This window comes from Streptomyces sp. NPDC041122 (genome assembly GCF_055592445.1).
Window position 1 is genome coordinate 372098 of record NZ_JBVIYQ010000002.1, and the last position, 15065, is coordinate 387162.

A 15065-nucleotide genomic window follows, 5' to 3' on the forward strand; every position below is an offset into this window, starting at 1 on the left:
CCTTCAGCAGAGTTTGGAGTTCATAACTTGTACATGGCCCGGTAGGCGTTTCCGAGGCCGGTGTCGCGGGTGGTCCACGGGCCGCCCGGAAGAGGGCAAAGGGTGAGAGTCAATGGAGACTCCGGGGTCGCAGTCGTCTCTGCACCGGGCCAATCTCGAACGGGTCGTGCGCGCCGTGCGGCTCGCCGGGTCGCTCACGCAGGCGGAGATCGCGAGGACGACGGGCCTGTCGGCCGCGACCGTCTCCAACATCGTCCGGGAGCTCAAGGACGGCGGGACCGTCGAGGTCACGCCCACCTCGGCGGGTGGCAGGCGGGCCCGCAGCGTCTCGCTCAGCGGGGACGCCGGCATCGTCATCGGGGTCGACTTCGGCCACACCCACCTGCGCGTGGCGATCGGCAACCTCGCCCACCAGGTGCTCGCCGAGGAGTCCGAGCCGCTGGACGTCGACGCGTCCGCCGCGCAGGGCTTCGACCGGGCCGAGCAGCTGGTCAGCCGGCTGATCGAGGCCACCGGAGTGGACCGTACGAAGATCGCCGGGGTCGGCCTCGGCGTGCCCGGACCCATCGACGTGGAGTCCGGCACCCTCGGCTCGACGTCGATCCTGCCGGGCTGGACCGGCACCAAGCCCGCGGAGGAGCTGGGGGGCCGCCTCGGGGTGCCCGTGCACGTCGACAACGACGCCAACCTCGGTGCCCTCGGCGAACTGGTCTGGGGCAGCGGCCGGGGCGTCAAGGACCTCGCGTACATCAAGGTCGCGAGCGGCGTCGGCGCCGGGCTCGTGATCAGCGGGCGGATCTACCGGGGGCCGGGCGGCACCGCGGGGGAGATCGGGCACATCACGCTCGACGAGTCGGGCCCGGTCTGCCGCTGCGGCAACCGCGGCTGCCTGGAGACCTTCGCCGCCGCCCGGTACGTGCTGCCGCTGCTGCAGTCCAGCCACGGCACCGACCTGACCATGGAGCGGGTGGTCCAGCTCGCGCGGGACGGCGACCCGGGGTGCCGGCGGGTGATCGCCGACGTGGGCCGGCACATCGGCAGCGGCGTCGCGAACCTCTGCAACCTCCTCAACCCCTCCCGTGTCGTGCTCGGCGGCGACCTCGCGGAGGCCGGCGAGCTCGTGCTCGGTCCCATCCGGGAGTCGGTCGGGCGGTACGCCATCCCCAGCGCGGCGCGGCAGCTGTCCGTCCTGCCGGGGGCGCTCGGCGGGCGGGCCGAGGTGCTGGGGGCGCTGGCCCTCGCGCTCAGCGAGATGGGGGATTCCACCCTTTTGGACGGAAGCCTCCCCGTGCAGGCACCTGCCTTCACTTAGATAACGCATGGCACCGTTGTCATCTCGTTAAGGATTTACTCCTTGACGCTGGTGTGGCGGCCGAGTTGACTTCGAGCCACCTCGGCCGCAACGTCGCGGCCTCGTCAGGGAGGCACCCCAATGAACGCAATGACGCGTCGCGTCGTCATAGGCACCGCAGCGGTTTCGATGGCACTGGCCATGACCGCGTGCGGCAAGGCCGGCGACGACGACGACAAGGGCAGCGGCGGCGACAACAAGACCATCGGTCTGCTGCTCCCCGAGAACAAGACCACGCGTTACGAGACCTTCGACCGCCCCTTCATGCAGGCGAAGATCGAGGAACTCTGCTCGGACTGCAAGGTCAAGTACAACAACGCCGCGCAGGACATCGAGACGCAGAAGAAGCAGTTCGACGCGCTCGTCACCCAGGGCATCAAGGTCATCATCCTGGACGCGGTCGACTACAAGTCGACCAAGTCGTGGGTCAAGCAGGCCGACAAGCAGGGCGTGAAGGTCGTGGCGTACGACCGCCTCGCCGAGGGCCCGCTCGCCGCGTACGTGAGCTACGACAACGAGAAGATCGGCCGCCTGCAGGGCGGGGCCATGGTCAAGGCCCTCGGCTCGAAGGCCAAGGACGCCAACGTTGTCATGCTCAACGGCTCGCCGACCGACCCGAACGCCCCCTTCTTCAAGAAGGGCGCCCACTCGGTGCTCGACAAGAAGGTCAAGAAGATCGCGTACGAGCAGGACATCCCGGACTGGTCGCCGGACGAGGCGAGCCGCAAGATGTCCTCCGCGATCGACAAGCTCGGCAAGGACGGCATCCAGGGCGTCTACGCCGGCAACGACTCGATGGCGGGCGCCGCCATCACCGCCCTCAAGGGGCGCGGCATCAAGGTCCCCGTCGGCGGCCAGGACGCCGAACTCGCGGGCGTGCAGCGCCTGTTGAGCGGCACCCAGGACTACACGATCTACAAGCAGATCAAGCCGGAGGCCGAGACCACCGCCGAGATCGCCGTGCGCCTGCTCCAGGGCAAGGACATCGACGCCCTCGCCGACCGCAAGGTCGACTCGCTCAGCGGCGACTTCAAGGGCATCCCGGCCAAGCTGTACGACGCGCAGGCGATCACCAAGGACCAGGTCGCCGACACGCTCATCAAGGACAAGGTCTACAAGGTCAGCGAGATCTGCACGGCCCAGTACAAGAAGGCCTGCGACGCCGCGGGTATCAAGTAACGCCCGTCCGCGGTAAGCCCGTTCGTACGAAGTGGGGCCCGGTGGCGCGTGAGAGCGCTCCCCGGGCCCGTACGGAAGGGAACCCCGGTACCGGTCCGGTGCCCGCCCCATCACACCGCCCCGCAAACGGGGGGCGGGTGCCGGACTCGCCCGCGGAGCACCGCTCTGCTCATGGAGCACCGCTCACCGGGCACTGTCCTTGCTGCACCACCATCCCCGCCGGTCAGGCGGCGAAGGAGCTGATTCACGTGTCCGCTACGCCCGTGCTGGCGTTGCGCGGGGTCTCCAAGCGGTTCGGCGCCGTCCAGGCGCTCACGGACGTAGACCTCGAAATCCACACCGGTGAGGTGGTCGCCCTCGTCGGCGACAACGGCGCCGGCAAGTCCACGCTCGTCAAGACGATCTCGGGCGTCCACCCGATCGACGACGGCACCATCGAGTGGGAGGGCAAGGGGGTCCGCATCGGGCGCCCGCACGACGCCCAGAACCTCGGCGTCGCCACCGTCTACCAGGACCTCGCGCTCTGCGACAACCTCGACGTGGTGGCCAACCTCTTCCTCGGCAGCGAGCTGAGGACCGCGTCCGTCCTGGACGAGATCAAGATGGAGAAGCGGGCCAAGGAGCTCCTCGACACCCTCTCCATCCGCATCCCCAGCGTCCGCATCCCGGTCGCGGCGCTCTCCGGCGGTCAGCGCCAGGTCGTCGCCATCGCCCGCGCGCTGGTCGGCGACCCCAAGGTCGTCATCCTCGACGAGCCCACCGCCGCCCTCGGCGTCGAGCAGACCGCCCAGGTCCTCGACCTGGTGGAGCGGCTGCGCGAGCGCGGCCACGGCGTGATCCTGATCAGCCACAACATGGCCGACGTGAAGGCCGTCGCCGACCGGGTCGCGGTGCTGCGGCTCGGCCGGAACAACGGCACCTTCTCCGTCGCGGACACCACCAACGAAGAGATCATCGCCGCCATCACCGGCGCCACGGACAACGCCGTGACCCGCCGCTCGGCGCGCTCGGCCTCGGTCACGAAGGAGGACGCGAAGTGAGCGACCTCGCCAAGAACCCGAAGCCCGCCGCGGACGCCCCCGCCACGGACGCGCCCGCCGCGGGCACCGGCACCGTGCCGGCCCAGGCGGAGAAGTCGGCCGCGCCGGTCCCGGCCGTCGACCCCCGGCTGCTCGTCCGCGAGGAGGGCCTGGCCGGCTACTGGACCGAGTTCAAGCGCAAGATGCGCGGCGGCGAGCTCGGCTCGCTGCCCGTGGTCGTGGGCCTGATCATCATCGCGATCGTCTTCCAGCTGAAGAACGAGCACTTCCTGGACGCGAGCAGCCTCGCGAACATCGCGGTCTTCACCTCCGGCCTCGGCATCATGGCCGTCGGCATCGTCTTCGTCCTGCTGCTCGGCGAGATCGACCTGTCGGTCGGTTCCGTGGCCGGCATGGGCGCGGCGGTCTGGGCCGTGCTGAACGTCACGCACGAGATGAACGACTGGCTGTCGGTGCTCATCGCCGTCCTGACCGGCATGGTCATCGGCGCCCTGCACGGCTTCTTCTTCGCCAAGATCGGCGTGCCGGCCTTCGTGGTCACCCTCGCGGGCTTCCTCGGCTGGAGCGGCGTACAGATCTGGCTGATGGGCGGCGAGGGCAGCATCAACACGCCCGAGGGCAGCGTCGTCGAGGACCTCACCGGGCACTTCTTCGCGGAGAAGGGCGCGGCCTACGGTCTCGCGGCCGTCGCGATCATCGCGTACGCGGCCTCCCTGCTGCTCGACAGCAAGCGCCGCAGGGCCGCCGGGCTGCCGTCCCGGCCGGTCAGCGAGATCGTGCTGCGCACGGTCGTCGTGGCCGTCCTCGCGGGCGGCGCGGCGTACGAGCTGAACGAGCCGGTCGGCGCCCGCGGTCTGCCGCTGGCCCTGGTGCTCTTCCTCGCCGTCCTGGTGATCGCGGACTTCGTGGCGCGGCGCACCACCTTCGGCCGCCAGGTCTTCGCGGTCGGCGGCAACGCGGAGGCCGCGCGCCGGGCCGGCATCAACGTCGACCGGGTCCGGATCACCGTCTTCGCCATCTCCGGCATGCTCGCCGCCTTCGGCGGCCTTTTCATCGCCAGCCTCTCGGGCGGTGCCACGAAGAGCCTGGGCGGCGGCAACACGCTGATGATGGTGATCGCCGCGGCGGTCATCGGCGGCACCAGCCTCTTCGGCGGCCGCGGCAAGGTGTGGTCCGCGCTGCTCGGCATGCTCGTGATCCAGTCGATCCAGCAGGGCCTGAACATGCTCGGCATGGCGAGCGAGATCCAGTTCATGATCACGGGTGCGGTGCTGCTCGCGGCGGTGGTCATTGACTCTATTTCGCGGCGGACCCAGAAATCGGCGGGGCGCGCCTAAGGGTGCCCCCCTCGGGCCTGGGGTGGTTCCCCCAGGTCTTGTGACTGCCGGCCGTCCCTGGCTGAGCGCGCAGTTCCCCGCGCCCCTTACGGGGCACGCCGGACCCCGCGTCCCCTTCACGGGGCGCGGGGTTCCGCTGTTCGTGTGACCCGGAAAACGCCTCCCGGACGCCGTCGCCGGTTGCGGAACATTAGACTCGACAGACCCGGCAACGCTCGAACAGCACATCTCAGCTCTACTGCAAGGAGGCACGGGTGCCGCTGCTGACCCGCATCACGGGACCGCGCGATCTTGACCGGCTCACTCCCGAGGAGCTGAACCAGCTGGCCGGAGAGATCCGCGGCTTCCTCGTCGACGCAGTCTCCAAGACCGGCGGCCACCTCGGCCCCAACCTCGGCGTGGTCGAGCTCACCATCGCCCTGCACCGCGTCTTCGAGTCCCCCAGGGACAAGGTCCTCTTCGACACCGGCCACCAGAGCTATGTGCACAAGCTGCTCACCGGCCGCCAGGACTTCGACAGGCTGCGCAGCAAGGGCGGCCTCTCCGGCTACCCCTCGCGCGCCGAGTCCGAGCACGACGTGATCGAGAACAGCCACGCCTCCACGGTCCTCGGCTGGGCCGACGGCCTCGCCAAGGCCAACCAGGTGCGCGGCAAGGACGACCACGTCGTCGCCGTCATCGGGGACGGCGCGCTCACCGGCGGCATGGCCTGGGAGGCGCTGAACAACATCGCCGCCGCCAAGGACCGCCCGATCGTCATCGTCGTCAACGACAACGAGCGCTCCTACGCGCCCACGATCGGCGGCCTCGCCGACCACCTGGCGACCCTGCGCACGACCGACGGCTACGAGCGGTTCCTGGCCCGCGGGAAGGACCTCCTGGAGCGCACGCCGGTCGTCGGCAAGCCGCTCTACGAGACCCTGCACGGCGCCAAGAAGGGCCTCAAGGACTTCATCGCCCCCCAGGGCATGTTCGAGGACCTCGGACTGAAGTACGTCGGCCCGATCGACGGCCACGACGTCGAGGCCCTGGAGTCCGCCCTGCAGCGTGCCAAGCGCTTCGGCGGCCCGGTCATCGTGCACTGCATCACCGAGAAGGGCCGCGGCTACAAGCCCGCCCTGGAGGACGAGGCCGACCACTTCCACGCCGTCGGCGTCATCCACCCCGACACGGGCCTGCCCATTGCCGCCTCCGGCATGGACTGGACGTCCGTCTTCGGCGAGGAGATGGTCGAGCTCGGCCGGGAGCGCGAGGACATCGTCGCCATCACGGCCGCCATGCTCCAGCCGGTCGGCCTGAAGAAGTTCGCCGAGGAGTTCCCCGACCGGGTCTACGACGTCGGTATCGCCGAGCAGCACGCGGCGGTCTCCGCGGCGGGCCTGGCCAGCGGTGGACTGCACCCCGTCTTCGCGGTCTACGCGACCTTCCTCAACCGCGCCTTCGACCAGCTCCTGATGGACGTGGCGCTGCACAAGTGCGGCGTCACCTTCGTCCTGGACCGCGCCGGCGTCACCGGCACGGACGGCGCCTCGCACAACGGCATGTGGGACATGTCGATCCTGCAGTGCGTGCCGACCCTCCGGATCGCCGCGCCGCGCGACGCCGACCAGGTCCGCATGCAGCTGCGCGAGGCCGTCGAGGTCGACGACGCGCCGACCGTGGTGCGCTACTCCAAGGGCGCGGTCGGCCCGGCGGTCAAGGCCGTCGGCAAGGTCGGTTCGATGGACGTGCTGCGCGAGGCGTCCGCCGACAAGCCGGACGTGCTGCTGGTCTCCGTGGGCGCGCTCGCGCCGATGTGCCTGGAGATCGCCGGCCTGCTCGACAAGCAGGGCATCACCACGACCGTCGTCGACCCGCGCTGGGTCAAGCCGGTCGACGAGGCGATGGCCCCGCTCGCCGAGAAGCACCGCGTCGTCGTCACCGTCGAGGACAACTCCCGCGCGGGCGGCGTCGGTTCGGCCATCGCCCAGGCGCTGCGCGACGCCGGCGTCGACGTCCCGCTGCGCGACTTCGGCATCCCGCCGCGCTTCCTCGACCACGCATCGCGCAAGGAGATCATGGCGGAGATCGGGCTGACCGCCCCGGACATCGCCCGGCAGGTCACCGGCCTGGTCGCCAAGCTCGACGGCAAGTACGAGCGGAACACCGCCGCCGCGGTCGACTCGGTGGAGCCCGCCCGCGACTGACGTCAACGCGCACCGCCGAAGGGCCGGTTCCAGCACCCTGTACGGGTGGTGGAACCGGCCCATTCGCGTGAATCGGCCCGCGCCGGGGCTTTCGGGGTACTCGGTCTCTCGATCATGTCGGGGACGACCAAGCGTGGAGGTACGCCCGTGAGCAACACCCTCTTCAGGACGAAGAGCGTAGAGCAGTCCATCCAGGACACCGAGGAACCGGAGCACGCGCTCAAGAAGTCGCTGTCCGCCCTCGACCTCACGGTCTTCGGCGTCGGCGTCATCATCGGTACCGGAATCTTCGTACTGACCGGAAAAATCGCCAAGGAGACGGCCGGGCCCTCGGTGGCCCTGGCCTTCGTCGTCGCCGGACTCGTCTGCGCCCTCGCGGCGCTCTGCTACGCCGAGTTCGCCTCGACCGTGCCGGTCGCCGGGTCCGCGTACACCTTCTCGTACGCCTCGCTCGGCGAGTTCCCGGCCTGGATCATCGGCTGGGACCTGGTCCTCGAGCTCGCGCTCGGCTGCGCGGTGGTGGCGGTCGGCTGGTCCGGCTACCTCCGCTCGCTCCTCGACACCGCGGGCGTGCACCTGCCGCAGGCGCTGAGCGGCACGCACGAGGGGAAGTTCGGCTTCGACCTGCTGGCCGCGGTGCTCGTGCTGATCCTGACCGGCATCCTCGTCGCCGGGATGAAGCTGTCCTCGCGGGTCACCAACGTCATCGTCGCGGTCAAGGTCACCGTGGTCGTCCTCGTCATCATCGTGGGCGCCTTCTTCATCACCGGCTCCAACTACGACCCGTTCGTCCCGCCGAGCAAGCAGGTCGAGGGCGGCGGCGGCATCACCGCGCCGCTGGTCCAGCTGATCTTCGGGTTCACCCCGGGTGACTTCGGCGTGATGGGCATCTTCACCGCGGCGGCCGTCGTGTTCTTCGCCTTCATCGGCTTCGACATCGTCGCGACCGCCGCCGAGGAGACCCGCAACCCGCAGCGCGACGTGCCCCGCGGCATCCTCGGCTCGCTGCTCATCTGCACGGTCCTGTACGTCGCGGTCTCCGTCGTGGTGACCGGCATGCAGAAGTACAGCGAGCTCTCCACGGACGCGCCGCTCGCGGACGCCTTCAAGGCCGTCGGGCACCCGTTCTGGGCGGGCGTGATCAGCTTCGGCGCCGCCGTCGGCCTCACCTCCGTCTGCATGATCCTGCTGCTCGGCCAGACCCGGGTCTTCTTCGCGATGAGCCGTGACGGGCTGCTGCCGAAGACCTTCTCCAAGGTCCACCCCAAGTTCGGCACGCCGTACCGCTCGACGCTCCTGCTCGGCGCGATCGTGGCGGTCGTCGCGGGCTTCACCTCCATCGACGAGCTGGCCGAACTGGTCAACATCGGCACGCTGTTCGCCTTCGTCGTCGTCGCCCTCGGCGTCATCCTGCTCCGCAGGCAGCGCCCCGACCTGCCGCGCGCCTTCCGTACCCCGCTGGTGCCGTTCGTGCCGATCCTCTCGGTGCTCGCGTCGCTGTGGCTGATGCTGAACCTGCCGGCCGAGACCTGGCTGCGGTTCGGCGTCTGGATGGTGCTCGGCGTCGTCATCTACTTCGCGTACGGGCGTTCGCACAGCCGGCTGCACGTCCGTGACCGGCACGCCGACGACGCACGGTAGTCACCCGCCGTTCGGCAGGCATTACGCTCCGGCCCCGTATGTCCCGATCCGTCGGGGCGTGCGGGGCCGTTAGCGTGCCGGTATGCTCGCCCCGCCCTCCGTGTCACCACGCTCCGTGCCCGCCCTCCGGGTGCCGGGCCCGCGTACCGAGCCCGCCCCCGGAAGGGGAGCCCGGGCCGCGTACTGGGCACGTCTGCTCCCGCTGCTCGCCGCCCTGGCGTGCGTGACGCGGCTGCCCTCCTTCCGGTGGCCGCTGTGGAGCCCGGACGAGGGCTATCTCGCCGTCCAGGCACGGATGTTGGCGGACGGCGGCGAGCTCTACGAGACGGTCGTCGACCGCAAGCCGCCGCTCGTCCCCTGGCTGTACGCGGGCGCGTTCGCGCTCTTCGGCGACGACTCCCTGCTGCCCCTGAAGCTCCTCGCCCTCGCCGCGCAGCTCCTCACGGCGGTGCTCCTGGTCTCGCTGGCCCGGCGCCGCTGGGGGGACGGCGCCGGCCGCACGGCGGGGGTGCTGTATCTGCTGATCTCCGTGGGCCTCAACCCGGAGGACGCCCAGGCGGCCACCTTCGAGGTCTTCATGCTGCCGTGCACGGCGGCCGCCATGTGGTGCGCGGACCGCCGCAGATGGGTCACCGCGGGCGCCGCCGTGGCCTGCGCCTTCCTGGCCAAGCAGACCGGCGGGGCGGTACTGCTGCCGGTCGGCTGGCTGCTGTGGCACGGCGGGGCGGACCGGCGGGGCGCCGGGCGCCTCACGGCAGGCCTCGTGTCGCCGGTGCTGGCCGCCGCACTCCTGACGACGCCCGCCGGGTTCCTGTTCTGGACGGTCACGGGCTCCGGCGCGTACGCCTCCTTCACCGGCTCCGAACTCCACGTCCTGGCCCGCGGGTTGGCCAACGCGGCGCTCCTCGCGGCGGCCTGCGCGGGCATCCTTCCACCGGTCGTACGGGTGCTGCGCATCGCCCGCACCGGCGCGGCGGAGCTGTGGCTCTGGCTGGCCTCCTCGGTGGCCGCGGTCCTGCTCGGCTTCCACTTCTTCGGCCACTACTACCTCCAACTCATGCCGCCCCTGGCCCTGTTGGGCGCGGCTGCGCTCCAGATCCTGCCGCGCGAGCGGACGGTGCGGGCCCTCGTCACCTCCGGGTGCGCGTGCGCCGTGTTCCTCGCCTGGGGGCTGCTCGCGCCGCGCCCCGAACTGGCGCACGCCACCCGCCTGGCGCAGGCGGTCAGGGCCGACACCGGCCCGCGCGACCGGGTGCTGTTCTGGGGGATACATCCGGAGGCGTACTGGCTGGCCGGCCGCGCCCCCGCGAGCCGCTACCTCACGGCCGGGCTGCTCACCAACTACAGCGGGGGCAGGGACGGGCCCCAGGTGGGCGAGAAGTACGCGGTCGAGGGCGCCTGGCCGGTCTTCCGCCAGGAACTGCGGCGCACCCCGCCGGCGGTCGTGGTCGACGACTCCCGGGGCAAGCCGTTCGGTCCGGACCGGGTGCCGTCGCTGCGACGGATCCTCTCGGTGGGGTACGCGCCGGTGGCGCGGGTGGAGGGGGCGGTGGTGTACGTGCGGGTGGGGCGGTGAGGGGCGGGGCGGTGCGGCTGCGGGGGCGCGCTACGAACGGGGCCGGGTGTGCCGGTTCCACCCGCGCGTGACCTCGGCCAGCTCGCCCACCACCTCCCGTGCGTGCCCGGCGTCCTCGCGGATCCGGGGCCCGAACTCGACGTGCAGGAACGGCACATCGCGCGCCGACGCGGCCCGTCCCTGCATGTTGGAGCGGCCCGCGAGCGGGCAGGACCTGGCCCAGGCGCGGCAGACGTCCCAGCCCCGCCCGCGCAGGGCGTCGGCGAGGGCGCGGCCCTCGGTGACGGCCTCCCGGCCGCGGCCGGTGGAGGCGACGACGTCGTGCCGCGGCGCCGAGTCGTCGGCCATTCCGTGGAGTTGGACGCCGGGCAGGCCGCGCCGGAGAAGTTCGTCGCAGACGGCGTGGAACACGGTGTCCCTGCGGTGGGCGACGTCCGCCTCGTCCCCGCGTCCGGCGTCGCGGTGCGCGCCCGCGAGCACGAGCACGCCGCCGGGGGAGCGGCGCATCAACTCCGCGCCGAGCCGTTCGGTGTTCCGGTCGGCCACCGGGTGCGGGACCTGCACGGACCAGCGGACCGGGGCGTCGAGGTCGAGGTAGACGCGGCCCCAGCCACGCGGTGCCGCGCCGTCCTCGGAGCGGTCGGCGATCTCCGCGTACCGCCGCCCCGTGCCCTTGTCGGTGACCGTGCGCACCGCGAGATCCACGTCCGCCAGGCGCCGTTCGGCCTGCGGGCGGCGGTGGTCGAGGAGCAGCGCGACGCCCTCGGCGACGGTGTCCCGGTCGGTGCGCGAGGGGTGGCGGTACCCGCTGTCCTCGTGGAACCCGTCGGTGTACGAGGTGATCATTTCGGTGAGGTCCTCGCCGTCCTGACCCTCCGTACCGTTCTCGCCGCCGCCGGGCTTCGAGGGGGCGTGGCTCTCTTCGCGCCCGGACTCGTCGTCGTCCGGGGAGGAGCCCGCGCCGCACTGCGCGAGGCTGAGAACGGCTGCGGTGACCAGGCCGAGAACGCGGGCCTTCCGTGCGATCGCTTGCGGCCGGGTGCGGGAGATCTTCATGGTTGTATAAAGATAGCCCTGTGATGACACGTCCCCTTCGCAGGCATCTCGTGACCTGTGCAGCCTCCTCGCTCCTGCTGGCCGGCACCGCCTGCGGCCCCTTCGGCGGCGACGACAAGCCCGCAGCCGACGGCCCCTCGTTCACCGTCGCCGCCGCGGGCGACATCCTCATCCACCCCCAGCTGACCGAACAGGCGCGCAAGGACGCCAAGAAGACGGGCCAGGGGGAGAAGGGCCTGGACTTCCGGCCGATGATGGCGGGCGTCAAGCCGGTCATCAGCAAGGCCGACCTGGGCATCTGCCACTTCGAGCCGGTGGTCGGCAAGCCCGGCGGACCGTTCCGGAGCTACCCCGACTTCCTCGTCCCGCCCCAGATCGCCACGGCGGTCAAGGACGTCGGCTACGACCAGTGCTCGACGGTGTCCAACCACACGCTCGACCACGGCCCCGCCGGGGTCACCCGCACCCTGGACACGCTGGACGAGGCGGGCCTGCGGCACACCGGTTCGGCGCGCAGCGCGGCCGAGGCGGCGAAGCCGCTGATCACCGAGGTGAAGGGCGTGAAGGTGGCGCAGATCGCCTTCGCCTTCGGGTTCAACGGTCGCGAGGTCCCCAGGGACAAGCCGTGGATCGCCAACCAGAACGACTTCGACGCGATCGCCGCCGCCGAGAAGAAGGCGCGCGCGGCGGGCGCCGAGGTGGTGATCCTCAGCATCCACTGGGGCCGTGAGAACCAGCCCAACGCCAGCGGCCCGCAGCTGAAGCTGGCCCGCAGGATCGCTCGGGAGACCGGCATCAACCTGGTCATCGGCCACCACGCGCACGTCGTCCAGCCGATGGAGAAGGTCGACGGCACCTGGATCGCGTACGGGCTCGGCAACCAGATCGCCCGGCACGACGTGCCCAACGGACTGACCGAGGAAGGCGTCATCGGCTGGTTCGAGTTCGTCAAGCGCGGCGGGAAGTGGGACGTCGACGCCAAGTACGTCCCCACGTTCGTGGACATCCCGCCGGACCCCGACGAGACCGGCGCCCTGCCGAAGAACGCGGTCGAGGACCACCGGCTCGTCGATGTCGCCACCGCGCTGCGGGACGACGAGGACCTCAGTGAGCAGCAGCGCTCCCGCTACCGGCTCGCCTTCGAGCGCACCCAGGGCACGCTGCTGAACCGGGGCGCGAGCCAGGACGGGCTCGTACCGCTCCAGGGGCTGCCCGACTGAGCCCGACCGGGCCCGGCCGAGTAAAAGTGGAACGATCATGGTCGTTTTTTGGCCCAAACACCTTCTTGACGCGATCTAGCTCACATTTGCGGCCGCTCGTACATCCCTCCCGGCGTGACGCGGGTCAGACCTCTCCGGAACGCATCACTTTGCGTGTTCGACCCCCCGCGTCACTCCAGGAGAGGAGCCTCCCTTGGCCGCTTCGCGTTCGAAGCGGCGGCACAAGGTCCGCCGAAGGACCGACATGTCACTGCTGGGCGGCATACGCCCGCCCATCGCAGTGCTGTCGGTCCTGCTCCTCGCCCTCGCGGGCATCACCGCGCTGTCGCTCGGCAGGGTCGGCCAGGAAGCCGTACCCAAAGCCGTCAAGTCGTCCCAGCAGCACTTCGCCGAGGACGGCGCCATCGCGCTGCGCGCCTCCATCGACGAGTCCGTCACCGACCTGACCCGGACCGCCGAGCTCTTCAGCGCCGGCGACCCGGTGCCCGCCGACGCCGTCCTCGACAAGACCGGCAGCGTCTACCAGAAGTGGATGGGCACGGCGGTCGTCGAGATCACCTCGGGCAAGCTGCTCGCCGCCCGCGGCGAGAACCTCCCGCTGACCGCCGTCGACCGCGGCGAGCTGGCCGGCAAGGACGGTCTCGCCCCGCGCATGGTGCGCCTGGAGAACGGCGAGACCCGCCTGCTCTCCTTCGCCCTGCTCACCTGGAAGGGCCAGCCGCAGCAGCTCCTGATCGCCTCCAGCAGCCTGCGCTTCCCCGGCATCAGCCTCGGCAAGTTCCGCTCCATCGCCGTCGTCGGCCAGGACGGCGAGGTCCTGAGCACCGACGGCATCCCCGAGCCCGAACAGGTCCTCACCGACCTCCAGCGCGACGAGGTCAAGCAGTCCAACAAGCAGCTCAAGTCGTTCGCCGAGGCGGCCGCCAAGAAGACCAGGGGCCATCCGCTGATGTCCAAGGAGCCCGGCTCCGGCGGCTTCCTCGGCATCAGCGGCCACCTCACCGGCGAGCGCTACCTCGGTGAGCGCGCCGTCGCCGGGTACGCGAACATGGCGGGCCCCGAGCCGGGCGAGTCCACCGTGGCCACCCGGCTCGGCCTGACCGTCGTCGCCATGGTCCCGGTCGCCGAGGACCCGACGGCCAAGAGCGACTCCGCCTTCGGGCTGATCGCGGCCGGGGCCCTGCTGCTGATCGGCGGACTCACCGTATTCGTGCTCCTGCGGACCGTGCAGCGACCGCTGATCCAGCTCTTCCTGGAGGGCCGCCGTCTCACCCGCGGCGACGTCGACCGGCCGGTCTCCGTGCCGCGGCACGGCGAGGCCGCCCGCATCGGCACCGCCCTGGAACGGCTGCGCCGCCAGCTCACCGGCGAACCCGCCGCCCCCGAGGACAGGACCCGGCGCCGCAGGTTCGGCACCCGCACCCTGATCGCCGTCTGCGCCGTGCTGCTGCTCGCCTGGTCCGCGCCGCTGCTGCTGTTGCTCAACAGGGCGGGCGACACCGTCGTCATCCCGCAGCAGATGGTCAACGACCAGCGCGAGCGCACCGACACCCTCACCGACCGGGTCCGCCGCGCCCTCAACGAGGGCCAGGCCGACCTCACCTCGGTCGCCACCCTGATGGGGGACCGCACCGAACCCTCGGACATGGCCAAGGTCCTGGAGAGCACCCTGAACCAGCACGGGCGCTACCAGTCCCTGTACGTGCTCGACGCCGACGGCAAGATCCTCGCCGAGGCGGGCCACGACCCCCGCAGCCCCTCGGGCAAGGGACCCTCAACCAAGCCCATCCGCGTCATCGACGAGGGCGGCAAGGAACCGGTGATCATCGGTACGGCCGAGGTGCCGGGCCTGGAAGGAGCCGCCGTCGTCGGCGAGTTCCGCATCGACTTCCTCAACTCCCTGCTCAAGCGGCCCGGCCTCGGTGAGGTCCGCGTCGTCGACGACAAGCGCCGGGTGATCGGCGCCAACACCGGCTACCGCGAGTTCGAGAGCCTGCCGGGGGGCCGTCTCAACGCCCTCGCCGAGGGCACCGGGCAGAAGGTCGGGCTCAGCCCCCGCCCGAGCGGCGTCCTCTACCGCGACGGCGACGACATCCAGATCGCCGCCGCGGCCCCGTTCGTCGGCGGCGGCGCGGCCGGCGCGCTGGGCTGGACCGTCGTCAGCTGGCAGCCCGCCTCCGGGCTCGCCATCCCCGCCTACAGCTACCAGAACCGCACGGTCCTCGCCGGTCTGCTCGGCATCACCGCGGCGGCGGCCTGCCTCGGCTGGCTGCACATCGTCGTCGTACGGCCGCTGCGCCACCTCGCCGACCAGGCGGAGGCGCTCGCCGACGGGGACCGCCGCACCGTCCTGTACCCGCGTCACCACGACGAGGTCGGCGCCGTCACCCGCAGCCTCGAACTCATCAGGCAGCAGCTGCCGACGGGCACGCAGCGCAAGCGGGACGGCGTCACGGCCGGCCTCGCCGGAAGGAACTGA

10 protein-coding genes are annotated in these 15065 nt (G+C 71.2%); 9 read left to right on the forward strand and 1 reads right to left on the reverse strand.

All coding sequences use genetic code 11. The features are described 5' to 3' along the window. Nucleotides 1-112: 112 nt before the first annotated feature. From ACZ6B8_RS07925 to ACZ6B8_RS07955, 7 genes are all read left to right on the forward strand, one after another. Entirely contained in the window at nt 113-1312 is a 1200-nt protein-coding gene (locus ACZ6B8_RS07925; RefSeq protein WP_471077267.1) for an ROK family transcriptional regulator, read from the forward strand. A 120-nt stretch (nt 1313-1432) separates the two neighbouring features. Next, nucleotides 1433-2530 carry a substrate-binding domain-containing protein gene (locus tag ACZ6B8_RS07930; RefSeq protein ID WP_471077269.1) on the forward strand — a complete coding sequence of 366 codons (1098 nt, stop codon included), beginning with the start codon at nt 1433-1435 and terminating at the stop codon, nt 2528-2530. Between the two features lie 239 nt (nt 2531-2769). Continuing rightward, nucleotides 2770-3570, forward strand: coding sequence for an ATP-binding cassette domain-containing protein (locus tag ACZ6B8_RS07935; protein WP_471078452.1), 801 nt, complete (start codon nt 2770-2772; stop codon nt 3568-3570). Next, on the forward strand, nt 3567-4907 hold the full coding sequence (locus ACZ6B8_RS07940) for a sugar ABC transporter permease (RefSeq protein ID WP_471606634.1): 1341 nt from the start codon (nt 3567-3569) through the stop codon (nt 4905-4907). Before ACZ6B8_RS07935 ends, ACZ6B8_RS07940 begins: the two co-directional genes overlap by 4 nt. A gap of 254 nt (nt 4908-5161) precedes the next feature. Next, the gene (gene dxs / locus ACZ6B8_RS07945) at nt 5162-7093 is read left to right on the forward strand and encodes a 1-deoxy-D-xylulose-5-phosphate synthase (protein ID WP_471606635.1); all 1932 of its coding nucleotides are present in this window, start codon (nt 5162-5164) and stop codon (nt 7091-7093) included. A 114-nt stretch (nt 7094-7207) separates the two neighbouring features. Next, a complete protein-coding gene (locus ACZ6B8_RS07950; protein WP_471077278.1) occupies nt 7208-8734 on the forward strand; it encodes an amino acid permease in 1527 nt (508 codons plus the stop codon). 82 nt (nt 8735-8816) lie between these two features. After that, on the forward strand, nt 8817-10310 hold the full coding sequence (locus ACZ6B8_RS07955; RefSeq protein WP_471606636.1) for an ArnT family glycosyltransferase: 1494 nt from the start codon (nt 8817-8819) through the stop codon (nt 10308-10310). Nucleotides 10311-10340: 30 nt separating this feature from the next. Here ACZ6B8_RS07955 and ACZ6B8_RS07960 read toward each other — a convergent pair whose 3' ends face one another. Then, nucleotides 10341-11366 carry a hypothetical protein gene (locus ACZ6B8_RS07960; protein ID WP_471606637.1) on the reverse strand — a complete coding sequence of 342 codons (1026 nt, stop codon included), beginning with the start codon at nt 11364-11366 and terminating at the stop codon, nt 10341-10343. Between the two features lie 23 nt (nt 11367-11389). Between ACZ6B8_RS07960 and ACZ6B8_RS07965 the strand changes: the two genes are divergently transcribed. Then, nucleotides 11390-12586 (forward strand): CapA family protein, encoded by a 1197-nt coding sequence (locus tag ACZ6B8_RS07965; RefSeq protein WP_471077287.1) that lies wholly within the window; start codon nt 11390-11392, stop codon nt 12584-12586. Nucleotides 12587-12830: 244 nt separating this feature from the next. Continuing rightward, a complete protein-coding gene (locus ACZ6B8_RS07970) occupies nt 12831-15065 on the forward strand; it encodes a cache domain-containing protein (RefSeq protein ID WP_471078455.1) in 2235 nt (744 codons plus the stop codon).

Bases quoted from the DNA above. Each gene is read 5' to 3' on its own strand.
- ACZ6B8_RS07925 (WP_471077267.1), top strand. From the start codon at position 113: ATGGAGACTCCGGGGTCGCAGTCGTCTCTGCACCGGGCCAATCTCGAA.
- ACZ6B8_RS07970 (WP_471078455.1), top strand. From the start codon at position 12,831: ATGTCACTGCTGGGCGGCATACGCCCGCCCATCGCAGTGCTGTCGGTC.
- ACZ6B8_RS07930 (WP_471077269.1), top strand. From the start codon at position 1,433: ATGAACGCAATGACGCGTCGCGTCGTCATAGGCACCGCAGCGGTTTCG.
- ACZ6B8_RS07950 (WP_471077278.1), top strand. From the start codon at position 7,208: ATGTCGGGGACGACCAAGCGTGGAGGTACGCCCGTGAGCAACACCCTC.
- ACZ6B8_RS07965 (WP_471077287.1), top strand. From the start codon at position 11,390: ATGACACGTCCCCTTCGCAGGCATCTCGTGACCTGTGCAGCCTCCTCG.
- ACZ6B8_RS07955 (WP_471606636.1), top strand. From the start codon at position 8,817: ATGCTCGCCCCGCCCTCCGTGTCACCACGCTCCGTGCCCGCCCTCCGG.
- ACZ6B8_RS07960 (WP_471606637.1), bottom strand. From the start codon at position 11,366: ATGAAGATCTCCCGCACCCGGCCGCAAGCGATCGCACGGAAGGCCCGC.